This window comes from Micromonospora phaseoli (assembly GCF_900109115.1).
In the GTDB taxonomy this organism is placed as follows: domain Bacteria; phylum Actinomycetota; class Actinomycetes; order Mycobacteriales; family Micromonosporaceae; genus Micromonospora; species Micromonospora phaseoli.
The window spans coordinates 298,557-315,413 of record NZ_FNYV01000004.1 but is presented as its reverse complement, the minus strand read 5'-3'; the positions used below and the strand labels follow the sequence as shown (position 1 = coordinate 315,413).

The window sequence follows — 16,857 nt, the reverse complement described above, 5'->3', positions numbered from 1 at the left end:
CTGACGACAGAAAGGACGGGCGTGGCTACCCGCCCCGTCGACCATGTAACCAGGCGAGAGGGGGAAATTCGGTCAATTCGCCGGTAGCGTGGCCCAGACGGCCTTGCCGTCACCGGCCGGCGCGCTGCCCCAGCGGTCGGCGAGCTCGCGTACCAGCAGCAGCCCACGGCCGCCCTCGTCCCGCTGGCCGGCCTGGCTCGGCTCGGCCGCGGCACGACTGCCGTCGACCACCGTCAGGTACAGCCACGGCCGCCGCAGGGTCACCGTGACCTGCATCGGCGTGCCGGCGTGCCGGACCACGTTGCCGACCAGCTCACTGAGGACCACCGAGGCCGGGCCGACCGCCTCGGGCAGGTTCCACCGCGTGCAGGCGTCGGCGACCAGTTCCCGGGCCCGCCGGCAGGCGGTGGCCACCGGCTCCAGGCGGATCCGTAGCCGGGGAGAGGCGGACGCGCCCGCGAACCGGGTCGCCTCGGCGCAGGTCTCGCGCACCGGCACCACCCGGCAGGCGGTCGACCCGGCCAGCGAGGCGGCGGCCTCGGGGTGCGGCGCACAGAGCACCATCGGCACCACCGGCCAGTCGGCGGCGCGGCGTGCCGCGGCGGCGAAGACCGACACCGCCAGCTCGTCCCGGATCGCCAGCCCGGTCAGGTCGACCACCAGCGCGTCCGGTTGGCCGGCCAGGCACCGCTCCAGCACCTGGTACACCTCGCGCGTGGTGGTCATGTCGAGCGTGCCGGCCAGGTGCACGACGGTGACAGGTGAACCGTCGTGCACCCGGCAGGTGATCCGGCTTCCCATCTCCACCTCATCTCGCCAGCTCACGAAGCCTGCCTGGTACCCGGCCCCCCACCCACCGAAACCGCACCGTGACGTGCCCGACTGGTCAGGCCGCCTGCAACCTCGCCGGGGCAGCCGGCCCCGAGCTGCTGTTCGGCGGCCCGAGGCGCCGTAACTGCTCGTACAGGGCGAGGTAGCGGCGAGCCATCACGGCCGGGGTGAATCGGGCCGCGGCCTCCCGGCGGCACTCCTCGGGCTCCAGCAGATCGGCGGCGAGCACGAGATCACCCAACTCGTCCTCGTCGGCGGTGAGCAGCCCGGTGCGCCCGTGCTCGACCAGCTCGGGCAGGCAGCCCCGGGAGATCGCCACCACCGGGGTGCCCAGGGCCAGCGACTCCACCACCGCCGTGCCACCCGGCTCCTCCCAGCGCAGCGGGAACAGCGTGGCCCGGGCGGCGGCGAGCAGCGCGTCCCGGTCCCGCCCGGCTACCGTGCCGACCCAGCGCACCCGGTCGCCGTCGACGTACGGGGCCACCTCGTCCTGGAAGTAGCGCACGTCGGGGTTCTGTCGTGCCCCGTCGCCGGCCGCCGCGAGCTCCGCCGGCCGGTGGTACGGGCCGACCGGTCCGGCCAGCACCAGCGGGAAGCCCACCCGCTGGGCCAGGCGGACCGCCACGTCCTGTCCCTTGCCCCGGTTGACCCGGCCCAGCACCAGCAGGTACCCGGCCTTGGTGACCCGAGGGCGCCGATGGGCGTCCTCGGCGAGCGGGGTGCCCAGATGCACGTGCCCGAGCGAGTGCTCCCGCAACGCCTTCGGCGCCCTGGCCAGCTGCGCGGCCGACACCCCGTTGACCCGGATCCGCTCGCCGCCGTCGAGGCCGCCGTACAGCTCCGGATGCTTGGCCAGGTCCCAGTGCAGGGTGTGCAGCACGGGCGGGGCGTCCGGACCCATCGCGGCGAGCGTGGCCAGGCCGACCGCCTCCACATGGTCGTGCACCAGGTCGATGTCGTCGCGGGCACGCAGCTCGCGCACGACCCCGGCAAGGTGCGCCTGGGCGATGCCACACACCTGGTTGTACGGCCGCTGCAGGGCGCCGAACTGGCCCTCGGCGAAGACCGAGATCCGCTCGTCGGTGGGCAGGGTGCTGCTGTCCACCGAGGCGAGCACCACCCGGACGCCGAGCCGCCGCAGCTGCGGCACCAGGGTGGCCACCACGTTCTCGATCCCGCCGTAGCCGGGCGGCGGTACCGACAGCCACGGACCGGCGTTCATCAGGACGGTGAGGCCCATCGTGTCGCGTCCCTCCCTCGACGGTCCGTGGCTGGTCCGGTCCCCGGCCGTCAGGCCGCGGCGACCCGGCGGCGTGGCACTCGGTCGCGCAGCTGCGCCAGCGGCGGTCGCTCCTCGATCGCGACGTCGCTGACCACGATCTCCCGGTCCAGGTTCGGCAGCGCCTCGGAGCCGCCCCGCCGGAACTGGGTCAGCAGGGCGGTGGGCAGTACGTCCGGGTTGGCCCAGCCCCGTCGTTGCAGCCGGGACCAGGCGGTGAGCATGATCTGGGCGGACATTCGGCCCAGCGCGGCGGTGTCCTGGTGGCGATGCTTGCGCTCGCCCAGATCCACCTGGGCCAGCGCGTCCAGTCCGACGAGTTCGAGCAGGTCGATCAGCATGGCGGTCTCCACGCCGTAACCGGAGACGAACGGCACCCGCGCCAGCACCTCGCGGCGGCCGGCGTACTCGCCGGCGAGCGGTTGCACGAAGCCGGCCAGCTCCGGCCAGAACAGGTTCAGCATCGGCCGGGCCATCAGCTCGGTCACCCGACCGCCTCCGTCGGCCTCCACGCCGCTCGTGCTGACCAGTGGCCGGTGGTAGAACCCCTTGACGAAGTCGACCGACGGGTCGGTGAGCAGCGGACCGAGCAGCCCGGTGACGAAGTGTGGCCGAAACTCCCGCAGGTCGGCGTCGACGAACGCCACCACGTCGCCCTCCGCCGCGGCCAGCCCGGCCCAGAGCGCGTCGCCCTTGCCGGTCAGCCGGGGCAGGCCGCGGGTCATCGCGTCCTGACTGACCACCTCCGCGCCGGCGGCCCGGGCCACCGCCGCGGTGCGGTCGGTGGACCGCGAGTCGACCACGATCAACTCATCGACCAGCGACACCCGGTCCATCAGATGCTCGCGGATGGTGGACACGATCGCGCCGACCGTCGCCTCCTCGTTGCGCGCCGGCAGCACCACGCTGACCCGGCTGTCTCCCTTGGCGCCCAGCAACCGCCGCGTGGGCCAGTCGGCCGCCGAGGTGGTCCGGTAGGTGGCCCAGGCCTCCACCACTGGCGAGACCAGAGATTCATCGTTGCGCACAGACACCCCCTCGTCGGCGGGAAGACCGGGAGATGGATTTCCCAGCCCCCCGCACGCTAACCGGATCCGTCCCCCCAGCTTGATCACCACCGTGCTCCGGCCACGTTCCCGGGTGATGAACGTTTGATTGCGTCCGACCGGGCACCCCGCTTCCGCGATCTTGCACTTCTGGTCGCCGTTGTGCGCTGGTCGTCCCTTTTGTCGAGGCGGAAAGTGCAAGATCGCGTGAATTGGGTGCCTCAGAACGTGGCCGGGTGGGACGTTCAAGATCGGTCCGGTGGCGTACCGTTGCCGGTCATGGGTGTGTCGCAACGGTTCAAGACCAGACTCCGCCGGTTCCTCCAGCGCCCGGGGACCACGGTTGACCTGGCCCCGCTGGAGAAGCTGCTGCCGGCCATCGACGCGCGCGAGGAGGAGATCTCGGCGTTCGACGACGCCGAACTCACCGAGGCGGCGGCCGCGGCGTCGAGCTACGAGGAGATCTGCGCGCTCGGCCGCGAGGCCGCCCGCCGCGGCATCGACCAGCGGCCATACGATGTCCAGCTGCTCGGCGCGATGTCACTGCTCTCCGGCAAGGTCGCCGAGATGGCCACCGGTGAGGGCAAGACCCTCACTGCCGCGATCGCCGCGTACGGGCACGTTCGGCTCGGTAACGGGCCGGTGCACGTGCTCACCGTCAACGACTACCTGGCCCGCCGCGACGCCCAGTGGATGGAGCCGATCTACACCCTGCTCGGGCTCACCGTCGGGTGGGTCAACGAGGCGTCCACGCCGATCGAGCGCCGCGCCGCGTACGCCTGCGACGTGACCTACGTCTCGGTCAGCGAGGCCGGCTTCGACTTCCTGCGCGACCAGCTCGTCACCGACGTCGAGGACCGGGTGCAGCGCCCGCTGTGTACCGCCATCGTCGACGAGGCCGACTCGATCCTGATCGACGAGGCCCGGGTGCCGATGGTCCTCGCCGGCTCGGTGCCGGGCGAGCAGGACCCGGTGCACGCCGCCGCCGCGCTGGTCCGCGGCCTGCGCAAGGGCCGGCACTACACGGTCGCCGACGACGGTCGCAGCGTGGCGTTCACCTCGGCCGGCCTGGCCGCCGTCGAGGCCAAGCTCGGCATCGACCTGTACGACGAGGAGAACGTCGAGCAGCTCTCGGCGGTGAACGTGGCGCTGCACGCGCACGCCCTGCTGCACCGGGACGTGGACTACATCGTCCGGGACGGCACGGTCGAGCTGATCGACGAGATGCGTGGTCGGGTCGCCCAGCGCCGCCGCTGGCCCGACGGGCTACAGGCGGCGGTCGAGGCCAAGGAGGGCCTGGACGCCACGGCCGAGGGCGAGGTGCTCGGCACCATCGCCGTGCAGGCGTACATCGGCCTCTACCCGAATTTGTGCGGCATGACCGCCACCGCGGTGCTCGTCGGCGATCAGCTGCGCGAGTTCTTCGGCCTGGAGGTCGCGGTGATCCCGCCGAACACCCCGTGCGTGCGGGTGGACGAGCCGGACCGCATCTACGCCACCCGGGCGGAGAAGGAGGAGGCGCTGATCGACGAGATCAGGCGCTGCCACGCCGACGGGCGGCCGGTGCTGGTCGGCACGCTGGACGTCAAGGAGTCCGAGCAGCTGGCGGCCGGGCTCAACGCCGCCGGGGTGGCGTGCGTGGTGCTCAACGCCAAGAACGACGACGAGGAGGCGGCGATCATCGCCGAGGCCGGCGCGTACGGCGCGGTGACCGTCTCCACCCAGATGGCCGGTCGGGGCGTCGACATCCGCCTCGGCGGCAGTGACCAGGCCGACCGGGAGCGGGTGGCCGAGCTGGGTGGCCTCTACGTGATGGGCGGCGGTCGGCACGACAGCCGTCGCGTCGACGACCAGCTGCGTGGCCGGGCCGGCCGGCAGGGCGACCCGGGTGGGTCGGTCTTCTTCGTCAGCCTGGAGGACGACCTGGTGGTCCGGCACGCCAGCGACGCCGTGCCGCCGTCACCCCGGATGAACGCCGACGGCCTGGTCACTGACGCGCAGGTGGACTTCGCCGTCGAGCACGCCCAGCGGGTCGCGGAGGGGGTCAACCACGAGATCCACCGCAACACCTGGCGCTACAGCGTGGTGACCGAACAGCAGCGCAAGGCGCTCGCCGAGCGCCGGGAGCGGCTGCTCACCAGCGACGTGGCCGCGCTGATGCTGTTGGACAAGATGCCCGAGAAGGCCGGCGAGATGGACGAGGACCTGCTGGCCCGGGCGGCCCGGTCGATCGCGCTCTACCATCTCGACCGGCTGTGGGCCTCGCACCTGGCCGAGCTGTCCGAGGTCCGCGAGGGCGTACACCTGCGGGCCCTGGGGCGGCTCGATCCGCTCGACGAGTTCCACCGGGCCGCGGTGCCGGCGTTCACCAACCTGGTCCCGGAGATCGAGGCGCGGACCCTGGCGACCTTCGCGGAGACCGAGTTCGACGAGGACTGGGAGCCGGACGAGGCCGAGCTGGTCCGGCCGAGCGCCACCTGGACGTACCTGGTGCACGACAACCCGTTCGGTTCCGAGCTGGACCGGCTGATCGCCTCCGTCGGGCGGCGTCTCAGCGGCGGCAGCTGAGCCGGGCGCGCCCCTCCCGGCGGCACCCGTACCCTGGGAGGGGCCCCAATTTGCGCCGTTTCGACCATTGTCGCGGTGGGTAGTAGGCCGGGTCTGTGATGTCGAGGGTAGCCGCGCAGCTGCGGCCCCAGCCGAGGAGGAGACAGGTGACGACGCTGGCCGGGCGTGCGCGGGCCGAGGGCCAGCGGTGAACCTGGAGACCCGCCCACCACGGGCGGAGCCCCTCGGCGTACTGGAGACGGCGGCCCTGCTGCGGGAGTTGACCGCCGGCCTGATCGCCGTCGACGACTTCGACGAGGCGCTGTCCGCGCTGGTACGGATCACCCGGGACGCCCTCGTCGGGGTGCGTTGGTGCGGATTCACCGCCCTGCGAGCCGGTGAGCCCGCCGGGGCGGCCGCCTCAGACCTTCAGCTCGCCGGGTTGGACGACCTGCGGTACGGCCCGGACACCCCCGCGCTGGACGCGATCCGGCGTCGGGAGATGGTGGGCTCGGAGTGCCTGGCCGGCGAGCCACGCTGGCCGGACTGGACCCCCCGGGCCGGTGAACTGGGCGTACGCGGAGTGATCTCCGCGCCGGTCGACATCGACGATCAGGTGATCGGCGCGGTGAATCTCTACGCCGGCGAATCCGACGTGCTGACCCCCGGCCACCAGTTGACCGCGATGCTGCTCGCCGAACACGCCGGCCTGCTGCTGGCGGCGGTACGCGAGCGGGAGAGGCGCGCCGCGCTGAGCGGGGCGCAGGACGCGGCGCTGCTCGGCGACGGCGTGATCGGCCAGGCCGTCGGCGTCATCATGACCCAGCGCGGCTGCCCGCCCTCCGACGCCCTCGACGTGCTGCGCAGCGCGGCGTCGTCGCTGTCGATCCCGCTGCGCGAGGTGGCAGAGCGGTTGGTCAGCACTGTCTCCCGGCCCCGGGAGAACTGACCGGGTCGGCTCGTTTCGCCCGGCTGGCACCCGGGTAGCACCCTGGACTGATGGGCTGAACCGATCGCCAGGGGGACCGTGATGCAGAGCCGGCTACGGGTACAGGGACAACCGATCCAACCGATGCTCGTGACGTTCCCGTACGGGCTTTTCGTCTGTGCCGTCATCTTCGACCTCGCCGACGTGGCCGGCGGCCCGGTCTTCCTGGGCGAGGTCGGCTACTGGACGGCGGTGGCCGCCCTGGTGGCGGCGGCGCTGACGGCGATCGCCGGGATGGTCGACCTGTGGGACGTGCCGCCGGACCGGACCCGCCGCACCGCGATCACCTTCAACCTCGTCAATGCCGGCATGGCCGGGCTGTTCCTGCTCTCCTGCCTGATCCGGGCCGACGCGCCCCACCGCGGCGCGACCGCGGCGCTGCTGGCCACCGAACTGCTCGCGCTCGCCGTCGGCGGCGTGGGCGTACGGCTCGGCGCGCGGCTGATCCGCCACTTCGAGACGGGCCGCGTCGAGGCCACCCACCTCGAGGGCCTCCGCACCCGCGCCTGACGTAAGGAAGGGCCCCTTCTTAACGCCTCGCGTATAGGAGGGGCCCCCTATTAACGCGCCCGACTGATCTGGGCACCGCGGAAACGCGTTGCCGAGGCGTGCTTGGCCCGGCACGCTGGCCCGGTGGTGCAGGACGCGGACTTCGAGGAACTGGTCGCCGACGGAGCGGCCGCGCCGGTGCAGGGTTGGGCGTTCGACTGGCTCGGCGGGCGGGCCACCGAGGAGCGTCCACCCTGGGGGTACGCCCGTCTGGTGGCGGCGCGGATGGCCGCCGTCGACGCGGCGCTGGACATCGACACCGGCGGGGGAGAGGTCCTCGCCGAGGTGCCCGACCCGCCCCGCCTGCTGGCCGCGACCGAGGCGTGGCCGCCGAACGTGCCGGTGGCCCGGACCAACCTGCGTCCGCTCGGGGCCAGCGTGGTCGCGGTGACCCCCGACGCGCCGCTACCGTTCCGCGACGCCAGCTTCGAACTGGTGGTCAGCCGGCATCCGGTGCGTACCGACTGGCCGGAGGTGGCCCGGGTGCTGCGTCCGGGCGGGACGTTCCTGTCCCAGCAGATCGGCCCGGGGACGGTACGCGAACTCAGCGAGGCGATTCTCGGGCCGCTCCCGCCACCGGCCCAGCGGCACCCCGAAGCGGCGGTGGACACGGCTCGGGCGGCTGGTCTGACCGTGGTGGATCTGCGCGAGGCGACGCTGCGGACCGTCTTTCACGACATCGGTGCGGTGGTCTGGTTCCTGCGCAAGGTGGTCTGGACGGTACCCGGTTTCACCGTTGCCGCGCATCGGCCCGCCCTGGCCCGCCTGCACGAACGCATCCGGGCCGAGGGTCCCTTCGTCGCGCACGCCCGGCGGTTCCTCATCGAGGCCGTGAGGTAGGCGCCGCTCAGGCGGGACGCAGCAGGGCGAGCATCTCCGGCAGGTCGAAGAATTCGGCGGTCTCGACCGCGGAGGGGCTGCCGCCGTCGGGGTCGGCGCCGACGTCGAGCAGCGCGCGTACCGCCTCGGAGTTCTTGCGGAACACCGCCGCGGCCAGCGCGGTCTGTCCCCGGTCGTTGGCGCGCGAGTGGTCGGCACCTCGGGTCAGCAGCGCGGCGACGGTGTCCGGATGGGCGTGGTACGCCGCCAGGATCAGCAGGCTGTCGCCCTTCTCGTTGGTCAGGTTGACCGGCAGCCCCGCGTCGACGTACCCGGCCAGTTCCTCGGTCGCCCCGTCGCGCGCCAGGTCGAACATCCGGTGCGCGAACTCCAGGGTCTCGGGGTCGAGTTCATCGCTCACCGGTACAGGCTAGTCGTCGCCGTGCCGCCGCTCGCGGCCGGTCGGACGATCTCGATGTCCCAGAATTCAGGATAACCTATTAAACCTATAGGCTTTATCTCCTAAACTGGCACCGACACCAGCCGCCGAACCGTACGCGAGGAATCCATGCCTGCCCTGCCTGCCACCGACTCGGACCTGCTCGCCGTCGCCCGGCGGTGGGCCGCCGACCCCGCGGGCTGGCCGGTGTCGTTGCGCTTCGACCCGACCAGCCGTTGGTACGCGCGAATTGCCGCGAACGACCAGCACGAGGTGTGGGCGCTGAGCTGGCTGCCTGGACAGGGCACCGACCTGCACGACCACGGTGGCTCCTCGGGCGCCTTCCTGGTCGTCTCGGGCACCCTCACCGAGGAGACGGTCAGCGGTGCCCGGTTGCGTGCCCACCTGCTGACCGCCGGCTCCGGTCGCCGTTTCGGTCCCCGGCACGTGCACGTGGTGACCAACCGGCACGCCGAACCCGCTGTCAGCGTCCACGTCTACCGTCCGGCGCTGCGCCGGATGACCCGTTACCACCTCGCACGGGGCCGGCTGCTCGCGGCCGAGGTGGCCGAGGCGGGCGTGGCATGGTGAACCCGTCACGCCCGGCGGGCCACCGCGCCCCGGCGGGCCACCGCGCCCCGGCGGGCCACCGCGCCCCGGCGGGCCACCGCGCCCCGCGCGCCGTCCGTCCCTCCCGAGCCGAGGTAGCTGATCTTTCTGAGAGGAGCCGATGATGTCGCAGACCGACTCCGCCGCCGGTTGTCCGGCGCCGGTGCCGCCCCCGGGGTCCCGGGGGATCGACGAGATCCTGGCCGCCGCCCGCGCCCGGCTGACCCGGCTGGACCCCGAGCGGGCGCACGTGGCGGGCCGGACCGGCGCGCTGCTGGTCGACATCCGTCCCGCCGCGCAGCGGGCCGCGCACGGCACCGTGCCGGGCGCCCTCGCCGTCGAGCGCAACGTCCTGGAGTGGCGACTGGACCCGCGCTGTCCGGCCCGGCTGCCCCAGGCGGTCGGCTACCACCTGCCGGTGGTGGTCCTCTGCCAGGAGGGCTACACCTCGTCGCTGGCCGCTGCCGCACTGCAGGACCTCGGGCTGTACCGGGCCACCGACGTGATCGGCGGCTTCGCCGCCTGGCGGATCGCCGGCCTGCCCGTGCTCGGCCCGACCCCGCCGACCCGACCGTCCACCCTCGCGCCCCCGGCGACCGCCGGCCAGGCGTCCCGCTGACCGCCGCGCCCCACCCGGCGTGGCGGTAGTCCCCAGGAGGCCACCATGTCCGTCGTCGCCATCGGCCCGCGCCAGCACCCGCCCGGCCGCGCCAACCGGGTCCGGGTGGTGCGACCGCGCACCACGCCGACCCTGACCATCACCGTCGACCTCGCCGCCGGGTCGATGAGCCCACGCCTGAACCGTCTGCTCGAACTGCTCGGCGAGATCGCCGAGTCGGGCGAGGGGCGGCTGTCGCCGGGCGACGTGGCCGGCCGGGCCACCGTGGACGACCCGAACAGCGTGCGAATCTCCATCGGCCCACGCACCGTACGACACGGCGACCGGAAGATCCCGCTGACCCGGATCGAGTACGACCTGCTGCTCTTCCTGGCCGAGCGGCCCCGTCGGGTGTTCACCCGGCTGCAACTGCTCAGCTCGGTCTGGGGCTACGACCACGCGGTGGCCCGCACCGTGGACGTGCACGTCCGCCGGCTGCGCGCCAAACTGGGTGCCGACACGCCACTGCTGACCACCGTCCATGGTGTCGGCTATCGCCTTGCCGACGACGCCCGGGTGACCATCGAACCCTGAGCCCGGCCCGATCCGCCACGCATCCCGCTCGGCGGCACCCGTCCGCCGACCCGTCCGGCCCGGCCGGCGAGCCGCGGCACGCCGAGCCCTCGCTGTCCCGTCGGCGTGACGGCGAGGGCTCGTGGGAGCGTGATCAGCCGACGTGGTGCCCGGTGCGGGGTCACCCGCCCGGGGGAACGCGAAACGCGACGGTGACCCCCCGCATCAGGTCAACTTCCCGACTCTGCTGTAATCATCTGGCCTCGTACGCAGAGCGAGCGGTCGGCTCCGATGTGTCGGTCAATTGTCACATTCATGCAACGCGGCCGCCCCTTGACCCTCGCACGGGCGCCGGGAAGCATCGATAAGGCGGCGTCCCGGGGCCGTGGGGAAAACCCGGACCAGCCAAGGAGGACCATGTCGGTCAGCCCCGCTTCGTCGCGCGCCGGATGGCATACGTCCCAACCCGCGGTTCCCGGTCGACCTCCGGGCGGCCAGCGCCGCCCCACCAACACTTCCGCCGCGGTGCTCACGGTCACCCTGTCCATCCCGCTGGCCTGTGAGGAGTCGCTGACGCCGGCCGCGCGCCGACTGCTGGAGGCGGCCCGGGAGATGCTGGAGCGGGGCGAGGGCACCATCTCCGCCGGCCCGGTCGTGCCGGAGCGCCGCGCCGAGGCCGTCCCGGCTGGGCGTACGCCGTCGCGGCACCTCGCCCCGACGATTCCCAACCTGCAGATCCTGGCCTCGTCCCGGTCGGTGCTGCGCGACGGCGAGCCGCTGCCACTGACCCGGCTCGAGTTCGACCTGCTGCTGCACCTGGTGGCCCACCCCCGGCGGGTCTTCACCCGACTCCAGCTGCTCAACGCGGTCTGGGGCTACGAGCACGCCGGCGTACGCACGGTGGACGTGCACGTGCGGCGGCTGCGCGGCAAGGTCGGCGTGGACGTTCCGCTGGTCACCACCGTCTACGGAGTCGGCTACCGGCTGGCCGACGACGCCCGGGTGACCGTCGAACCGGCCGGCTGACCGCCTGCCGGGGATCTCCTGCCGGGCGTCCGGCGCCGGCAGCAGCCGCTGGACCGCTGGCCTGGTCCTGAGCAGCATCCGGCGATGACCGGGCACGATGGTCGGATGCGCGTGCGCCCCATCTCACCACAGCTCCTCGTCGCCGAGCTGACCGAGCGCCTGGCCGCCACCGAGCCGGCCGGTCAGCCTGCCGCCGCCGGTCAGCCTGCCGCCGCCGGACGGCTGCGGGTCGCGGTGGACGGGGCACCCGCCGCCCGTCCCGGCGAACTGGCCGCGGCCCTGGTCGACCCGCTGCGGGCCCTCGGCCGGCCGGTGCTGCACGTGCGGACCGAGGACTTCCTCCGACCCGCCTCGGTGCGCCTGGAACGGGGTCGCACCAACCCGGACGCGTACTACGAGGGCTGGGTCGACGAGGCCGGTCTGCGTCGCGAGGTGCTGGATCCGGCGGGGCCGGGCGGGACCGGCCGCCTGCTGACCACGCTCTGGGACGCCCGGGCGGACCGGGCCAGCCGGGCGGCGTACGTCGAACTGCCACCGGCCGGGGTGGTGCTGGTCAGCGGTGCGTTCCTGCTCGGCGGCGGGTTGCCGTTCGATGTCGTCGTGCACCTGGAGATGTCGGCCGCCGCGCTCGGCCGGCGCACCGATCCCGACCTGGCGTGGACGCTGCCGGCGTTCGACCGGTACGCCGCCGAGGTCGCTCCGGCGAGCTTCGCCGACGTGGTGGTCCGGGTCGACGACCCGCGTCGCCCGGCGCTGGTAGAAAGCGTGGACGAGGTGGTTTGACCTCCGGAGGAGCTGGGTATTCGCGGGGCTCACAGCGCCCGGGTGCGATCACCTTGGGCGGTATGTCGCGGCCGGGGGCAGCCTCACCCGCGACGACCCAGGAGCCCAGGAAAGGCAGGCAGCGATGCTCGTCCACGACACGGTCGGCACCGGCCGATCCCCGGCGGAGATCGACCAGATCCGGGTCTCCCTGCAGGCCCGGCATGACGAGCTGTCCGCGGAGTACGAGCAGGCGGTGCAGCAGAGTCAGGTGCTGCGGCTGGTCGAGGTCGGCGACACCGCGGGGGACGACCAGGCCGACAGCGGCACCAAGACCGCCGAGCGGGACACCGCGCAGTCGCTGCTGCGTACCATCCTGGACCGTCGCGCCCAGTACGAGCACGCCCTGACCCGGCTCGCCGAGGGCACCTACGGCTTCTGTGAGGGCTGCACCGCGCCCATCCCGGTGGAGCGCCTGGAGATCTTCCCGTCGGCCACCACCTGCGTGACCTGCAAGCAGACCCGCGAACGCCGGGCGGCCTGAGCGGCAGCGGTTGCCGACCGGTCCGGGACGCGGTGGACTTCATCCATGGGCGAGATCAGGGTGGGCACCGCGTCCTGGACCGACCGGACCCTGCTGGACTCCGGCTGGTACCCGCAGACGGCGGACACGCCGGAGAAACGGCTGGCCTACTACGCCCGCCAGTTCCCGCTGGTCGAGGTCGACGCCACCTACTACTCCCCGCCGGCGGAGCGCACGGCGAAGCTGTGGGCCGAACGGACCCCGGCCGGCTTCACCTTCAACGTCAAGGCGTTCAGCCTGCTCACCGGTCATCCCACCAAGGTCTCCGCGATCTACAAGGACCTGCGGCCGGAGACCGACAAGCGCAACCTCTACCCGGACGATCTGCCGCCGCAGGCGTACGAGGAGATCTGGACCCGCTTCCTCAGCGCCCTCGACCCGCTGGTCGAGGCGGGCAAACTCGGTGCGCTGCTGTTCCAGTTCCCGCCCTGGTTCACCATCCGGCGGGACAACAAGCAGTACCTGCTGGAGGTGACGAAGCGCTGCGCGCCGTTGCGGCCGGTCTTCGAGCTGCGGCACGCCTCCTGGTTCGACGGGGACAACGCCGTGGAGACCCTCGACTTCCTGCGTGAGCACCGGCTGGCGTACGTAAGCGTGGACATGCCGCAGGGCCACCGCTCTTCGGTGCCGCCGGTGCTGGCCGCCACCTCGGACCTCGCGGTGGTCCGCTTCCATGGCCACAGTGACAAGTGGACCAGCAGGGACATCCACGAGAAGTTCGGCTACCGCTACTCCGACCGGGAGCTACGAGACTGGGCACCCAAGCTGCGTGAGCTGGCCGAAGACACGCAGCAGACCCACGTCCTGATGAACAACTGCTATCGGGACTACGCCCAGACCAACGCCCAGCAACTCCAGGACCTCCTCGCCGACGCGACCTGACCCGGACGTGCAGCCAGGCGGTGCCGGTCCTTCTCACCCGGTCGGGGTGAGGACGGCTCACCCCGACCGGGTCGACCATGGGGCAGTGCGGTCGGCTCCGTCGACCGTGCCGGTGGACACGAACACCAGGCAGGAGGTTGGCGATGACGGCTCGGTTGGTACCGCACTGGCGGCACGGCGCGGTGCTGCACGTCGTCGGGGTGTCCGGGGCGGCCCGACGGGCAGCCCGGGCCGGGCGGGCCAGTCCGATCCGGTCTCGACGCGAACCGGCGGGTCCGCCGCGACGGCACGACGACCGACGGTGGGAAACCGACGTACGGGGGTGGACAGATGGCTGAGCAGTTCCAGTCCGCGATCGATTCTTCGGTGGACAAGACCAACCTGATCCTGAAGGACATCGAGCAGGCGTACGGGTGGCCGAAGGCGCAACGCAACCAGTCGTACGCGGCCCTGCGTACCGTGCTGCACCTGCTGCGCGACCGGATGCCGGTGCAGGAGAGCGTGGAGTTCTCCGCCCAGTTGCCGATGGTGGTGCGGGGCATCTACTTCGACGGCTGGCAGCCGCAGGACGTGCCGATCAAGCTCAACCGCGACGACTTCCTCTACGAGGTCCGCCAGGGCTTCCCGTATGACGTGGCGGGCGGCCCGGAGCGGATCGTGCAGGTGGTGCTGGACACCCTGCGCCGGCACATCACCCAGGGCGAGTGGGATGACGTGAGGGACAACATGCCCGCCGACCTCGCCAAGATCATGCCCTGACCGCCCACGTCACGGCCCGCCCCACCCGCGGTGGGGCGGGCCGACGTCGGCCCGGTCACCAGAGGTCGAAGTGGAACACCTCGAACGAGGTGCCGTAGCGTACGCCCAGCCGGCTCCCGACCGGGCGTGCGCCGCCCTCCAGGAACTCCTCGGCGTCGAAGCTGCCGTCGCCCAGACCGGTCAGGTACGCCTCGTGCGCCAGCAACGAGGCCACGCCCCGGTCGAACGTCTCGGTGGTGTCCACCCCGTGCGCGGAGCGGGGAGAGGAAGCCGCCCACACCTGGCGTACGCCGCCCCACGGCTGGACATCGTTGGTCAACTGCTCGGGGAAGATCCACCGGTTGCCGGCGTCGCGGACCGCGTCCAGGGTGGCCCGGCCCACCGCGATGTGGTCGGCCTGGTTGAGCACGTTCGCGCCGTCCCAGGTGGCCCGGAAGTTGTTGGTGATCACGATCTCCGGCCGGTGCCGGCGGACCACCGCGGCCAGCTCCCGGCGCAGCGCCACGCCGTACTCCAGCACCCCGTCGGGCAGGCCCAGGAACTCGACCGTGTCCACGCCCACCAGAGCCGCGGACTCACGCTGCTCCTGCTCGCGTACCTGACGGGCCTGCTCGGGCGCCATCCCGTCGATGCCGGCCTCGCCGCTGGTGACCAGGCAGTAGACGACCTGCTTGCCCTGGTCGGTCCACCGGGCGATGGCGGCGGCGGCACCGAACTCCAGATCGTCCGGATGCGCCACGATGGCCAGCGCCCGCTGCCAGTCCTCGGTCACCGGCTCCAGCGGCTCGGTCATGGGCACCTCCGTCTGCTCGTGGCCCGCGTCCATCCTGCCATCGGCCGTGCCCGCACGCCCGTGCGGTGAACCGGTCATCTCCGACGGTTCGGGCGTTTACGGTGGGATGAGGTGTGGTTAAAGAAGATCGGGCGCGGGGTACCACCCGCGGCACGACGCACCCCACCAACGGCGGCGGGGGCGGGTCCATCCGAGGGAGCACGATGCCACTCAACGACGATGACATGCAGACCACCAGCGGCGGCGGGCTCGAGGGTCCGGCCGACGGTGGTGCGACTCCGGGCCAGCACGACGGTGGTGCCGACGGCTGCGCCGAGGGTCCGGCCGACGGTGGTGCCACCCCGGGCCAGCACGACGGTGGTGCCGACGGCGGTGCCGAGGGTCCGGCCGACGGCGGTGCCACCGCGGGCCAGCACGACGGCGGCGCCGACGGCACCGCCTGAGAGCGGACCGTCATGACGTACCTCGATCCGCCGGGCGGCCACGGCCGCCCGGCGGCGCTGGCCCGCTGCGTCAGTGTGGAGCCGGCGAAGTTCGCCGCCGCCCACTGGGGACACACCCCGCTGCTGTCCCGCGCCGCCGAGCTGCCCAACCCGGTCGGCTTCACCGATCTGTTCAGCCCCGCCGACGCCGACGAGCTGCTCAGCCGGCGCGGCCTGCGTACCCCGTTCCTGCGGGTGGCGCGGGACGGCCAGTTACTGCCGGCGGCGCGGTACACCGGTGGCGGCGGTGCCGGTGCCGAGATCGGCGACCAGGTCCTCGACGAGAAGGTCCTCCAGCTGTACGCCGACGGTGCCACCCTCGTCCTGCAGGGCCTGCACCGAAACTGGCCTGCGGTGATCGACTTCACCGGGGACCTGAGCGCGGCCGTGGGGCAACCGATGCAGGTCAACGCCTACCTGACCCCGCCCGGCAGCCAGGGTTTCGCCACCCACTACGACACCCACGACGTCTTCGTGCTCCAGGTCGACGGCCGCAAACACTGGCGTATCCACCCGCCGGTGCTGCCCGACCCGCTGGAACGTCAGCCGTGGGGCGGGCGGGCCGACGAGGTCGCCGCCACCGCGCAGGGCCCGGCCGCGCTGGACGTGGTGCTCGAACCGGGCGACGCGCTCTATCTGCCCCGGGGGTGGCTGCACAGTGCGCAGGCGCAGGAGTCCAGCTCGCTGCATCTGACCGTCGGCATCCGGGCACTGACCCGGTACGCGCTGGTCGAGGAGTTGCTCGCGTTGGCCGCCGAGGATCAGCGGCTGCGGGCCACCCTGCCGTTCGGCACCGACCTGGCCGACCCGGACGCGATCGAACCGGAGCTGACCGAGACCGTCGAGGCGCTGCGGGAGTGGCTGCTGCGTGCCGAGCCGGCTGCGGTGGCGGCCCGGCTGCGGCAGCGCGCCTGGCCGGCGTCCCGCCCGGCCCCGATCCGGCCGCTGGCCCAGGCGGCCGCCATCGACGCGCTGGACGCCGAGAGCCGGGTCGCCGCCCGCCCGGGCCTGCGTTGGCAACTCGCCGCCGCCGGCGAGCGGGTCGCGCTGCGCCTGTTCGACCGCACGATCACCCTGCCGGCGCAGTGTGAACCGGCGGTGCGAGCCCTACTCGCCGGCGACCCGATCCGGGTGGCCGACCTCCCCGGCCTGGACAGCGACGCCGACCGCGTCACCCTGACCCGCCGCCTCCTCCGCGAAGCCGCCCTCACCCCCACCCCCACCCCCACCTGACCCCCCCCACCCCGGCCCCCCGGCCCCGATCGTGTGATCAAGAAGTTTGCGTCTGGTTC

The 16,857-nt window shown here is 72.8% G+C and carries 18 protein-coding genes and 1 pseudogene; 14 read left to right on the top strand and 5 right to left on the bottom strand.

Translation table 11 applies throughout. From position 1 onward, the window contains the following. Window positions 1-72 precede the first annotated feature (72 nt). The 3 genes from BMY89_RS12990 to BMY89_RS12980 all read right to left on the bottom strand — a co-directional run bounded on the left by BMY89_RS12990 (window position 73) and on the right by BMY89_RS12980 (window position 3,105). The gene (locus BMY89_RS12990; RefSeq protein ID WP_232521274.1) at window positions 73-825 is read right to left on the bottom strand and encodes an ATP-binding protein; all 753 of its coding nucleotides are present in this window, start codon (window positions 823-825) and stop codon (window positions 73-75) included. A gap of 61 nt (window positions 826-886) precedes the next feature. After that, entirely contained in the window at window positions 887-2,071 is a 1,185-nt protein-coding gene (locus BMY89_RS12985) for a glycosyltransferase (RefSeq protein WP_092379916.1), read from the bottom strand. A gap of 50 nt (window positions 2,072-2,121) precedes the next feature. After that, window positions 2,122-3,105: a glucosyl-3-phosphoglycerate synthase gene (locus tag BMY89_RS12980; protein WP_232521319.1), complete on the bottom strand. Its 984-nt coding sequence runs from the start codon at window positions 3,103-3,105 to the stop codon at window positions 2,122-2,124. 330 nt (window positions 3,106-3,435) lie between these two features. On the opposite strand from BMY89_RS12980, the gene secA2 reads away from it, so the two are divergent. The 4 genes from secA2 to BMY89_RS12960 all read left to right on the top strand — a co-directional run bounded on the left by secA2 (window position 3,436) and on the right by BMY89_RS12960 (window position 8,080). After that, a complete protein-coding gene (gene secA2 / locus BMY89_RS12975; RefSeq protein ID WP_092379912.1) occupies window positions 3,436-5,724 on the top strand; it encodes an accessory Sec system translocase SecA2 in 2,289 nt (762 codons plus the stop codon). A gap of 187 nt (window positions 5,725-5,911) precedes the next feature. Then, window positions 5,912-6,652, top strand: a complete 741-nt coding sequence (locus tag BMY89_RS12970; RefSeq protein WP_092379910.1) for a GAF and ANTAR domain-containing protein — start codon at window positions 5,912-5,914, stop codon at window positions 6,650-6,652. Between the two features lie 81 nt (window positions 6,653-6,733). Further along, entirely contained in the window at window positions 6,734-7,201 is a 468-nt protein-coding gene (locus tag BMY89_RS12965) for a DUF2231 domain-containing protein (RefSeq protein WP_092379908.1), read from the top strand. A 123-nt stretch (window positions 7,202-7,324) separates the two neighbouring features. Next, complete coding sequence (locus tag BMY89_RS12960; RefSeq protein WP_092380358.1) at window positions 7,325-8,080, top strand: methyltransferase domain-containing protein; 756 nt, start codon at window positions 7,325-7,327, stop codon at window positions 8,078-8,080. Window positions 8,081-8,087: 7 nt separating this feature from the next. On the opposite strand, the gene BMY89_RS12955 is transcribed toward BMY89_RS12960, so the two are convergent. Continuing rightward, a complete protein-coding gene (locus BMY89_RS12955; protein WP_092379906.1) occupies window positions 8,088-8,480 on the bottom strand; it encodes an ankyrin repeat domain-containing protein in 393 nt (130 codons plus the stop codon). Window positions 8,481-8,627: 147 nt separating this feature from the next. On the opposite strand from BMY89_RS12955, the gene BMY89_RS12950 reads away from it, so the two are divergent. The 8 genes from BMY89_RS12950 to BMY89_RS12910 all read left to right on the top strand — a co-directional run bounded on the left by BMY89_RS12950 (window position 8,628) and on the right by BMY89_RS12910 (window position 14,290). Further along, complete coding sequence (locus BMY89_RS12950; RefSeq protein WP_092379904.1) at window positions 8,628-9,089, top strand: cysteine dioxygenase; 462 nt, start codon at window positions 8,628-8,630, stop codon at window positions 9,087-9,089. 139 nt (window positions 9,090-9,228) lie between these two features. Continuing rightward, the gene (locus tag BMY89_RS12945; protein WP_092379902.1) at window positions 9,229-9,726 is read left to right on the top strand and encodes a rhodanese-like domain-containing protein; all 498 of its coding nucleotides are present in this window, start codon (window positions 9,229-9,231) and stop codon (window positions 9,724-9,726) included. Window positions 9,727-9,771: 45 nt separating this feature from the next. Beyond that, window positions 9,772-10,299, top strand: coding sequence for a winged helix-turn-helix domain-containing protein (locus BMY89_RS31325; RefSeq protein ID WP_092379900.1), 528 nt, complete (start codon window positions 9,772-9,774; stop codon window positions 10,297-10,299). A 396-nt stretch (window positions 10,300-10,695) separates the two neighbouring features. Then, complete coding sequence (locus tag BMY89_RS12935) at window positions 10,696-11,304, top strand: winged helix-turn-helix domain-containing protein (protein ID WP_092379899.1); 609 nt, start codon at window positions 10,696-10,698, stop codon at window positions 11,302-11,304. 105 nt (window positions 11,305-11,409) lie between these two features. Next, a complete protein-coding gene (locus tag BMY89_RS12930; protein ID WP_092380357.1) occupies window positions 11,410-12,087 on the top strand; it encodes a nucleoside/nucleotide kinase family protein in 678 nt (225 codons plus the stop codon). A 124-nt stretch (window positions 12,088-12,211) separates the two neighbouring features. Continuing rightward, window positions 12,212-12,610, top strand: coding sequence for a TraR/DksA family transcriptional regulator (locus BMY89_RS12925; protein WP_092379897.1), 399 nt, complete (start codon window positions 12,212-12,214; stop codon window positions 12,608-12,610). Between the two features lie 45 nt (window positions 12,611-12,655). Beyond that, window positions 12,656-13,531: a DUF72 domain-containing protein gene (locus BMY89_RS12920; protein ID WP_092379895.1), complete on the top strand. Its 876-nt coding sequence runs from the start codon at window positions 12,656-12,658 to the stop codon at window positions 13,529-13,531. A 330-nt stretch (window positions 13,532-13,861) separates the two neighbouring features. After that, window positions 13,862-14,290, top strand: a complete 429-nt coding sequence (locus BMY89_RS12910) for a DUF2267 domain-containing protein (RefSeq protein WP_092379891.1) — start codon at window positions 13,862-13,864, stop codon at window positions 14,288-14,290. Window positions 14,291-14,345: 55 nt separating this feature from the next. Here the strand turns inward: BMY89_RS12910 and BMY89_RS12905 are convergent, their stop codons facing one another. Next, window positions 14,346-15,083 (bottom strand): PIG-L deacetylase family protein, encoded by a 738-nt coding sequence (locus tag BMY89_RS12905; RefSeq protein ID WP_175510363.1) that lies wholly within the window; start codon window positions 15,081-15,083, stop codon window positions 14,346-14,348. A 203-nt stretch (window positions 15,084-15,286) separates the two neighbouring features. On the opposite strand from BMY89_RS12905, the pseudogene BMY89_RS12900 reads away from it, so the two are divergent. Together BMY89_RS12900 and BMY89_RS12895 are read left to right on the top strand one after the other, a co-directional pair. After that, window positions 15,287-15,523, top strand: a pseudogene (locus tag BMY89_RS12900) (hypothetical protein); the annotation flags it as partial. Between the two features lie 15 nt (window positions 15,524-15,538). Further along, window positions 15,539-16,798 carry a cupin domain-containing protein gene (locus BMY89_RS12895; RefSeq protein WP_092379887.1) on the top strand — a complete coding sequence of 420 codons (1,260 nt, stop codon included), beginning with the start codon at window positions 15,539-15,541 and terminating at the stop codon, window positions 16,796-16,798. Window positions 16,799-16,857 lie beyond the last annotated feature (59 nt).

Bases quoted from the DNA above. Each gene is read 5' to 3' on its own strand.
- secA2 (WP_092379912.1), top strand. From the start codon at position 3,436: ATGGGTGTGTCGCAACGGTTCAAGACCAGACTCCGCCGGTTCCTCCAG.
- BMY89_RS12950 (WP_092379904.1), top strand. From the start codon at position 8,628: ATGCCTGCCCTGCCTGCCACCGACTCGGACCTGCTCGCCGTCGCCCGG.
- BMY89_RS12985 (WP_092379916.1), bottom strand. From the start codon at position 2,071: ATGGGCCTCACCGTCCTGATGAACGCCGGTCCGTGGCTGTCGGTACCG.
- BMY89_RS12965 (WP_092379908.1), top strand. From the start codon at position 6,734: ATGCAGAGCCGGCTACGGGTACAGGGACAACCGATCCAACCGATGCTC.
- BMY89_RS12910 (WP_092379891.1), top strand. From the start codon at position 13,862: ATGGCTGAGCAGTTCCAGTCCGCGATCGATTCTTCGGTGGACAAGACC.
- BMY89_RS31325 (WP_092379900.1), top strand. From the start codon at position 9,772: ATGTCCGTCGTCGCCATCGGCCCGCGCCAGCACCCGCCCGGCCGCGCC.
- BMY89_RS12905 (WP_175510363.1), bottom strand. From the start codon at position 15,083: ATGACCGAGCCGCTGGAGCCGGTGACCGAGGACTGGCAGCGGGCGCTG.
- BMY89_RS12920 (WP_092379895.1), top strand. From the start codon at position 12,656: ATGGGCGAGATCAGGGTGGGCACCGCGTCCTGGACCGACCGGACCCTG.
- BMY89_RS12935 (WP_092379899.1), top strand. From the start codon at position 10,696: ATGTCGGTCAGCCCCGCTTCGTCGCGCGCCGGATGGCATACGTCCCAA.
- BMY89_RS12930 (WP_092380357.1), top strand. From the start codon at position 11,410: ATGCGCGTGCGCCCCATCTCACCACAGCTCCTCGTCGCCGAGCTGACC.
- BMY89_RS12895 (WP_092379887.1), top strand. From the start codon at position 15,539: ATGACGTACCTCGATCCGCCGGGCGGCCACGGCCGCCCGGCGGCGCTG.
- BMY89_RS12925 (WP_092379897.1), top strand. From the start codon at position 12,212: ATGCTCGTCCACGACACGGTCGGCACCGGCCGATCCCCGGCGGAGATC.
- BMY89_RS12945 (WP_092379902.1), top strand. From the start codon at position 9,229: ATGATGTCGCAGACCGACTCCGCCGCCGGTTGTCCGGCGCCGGTGCCG.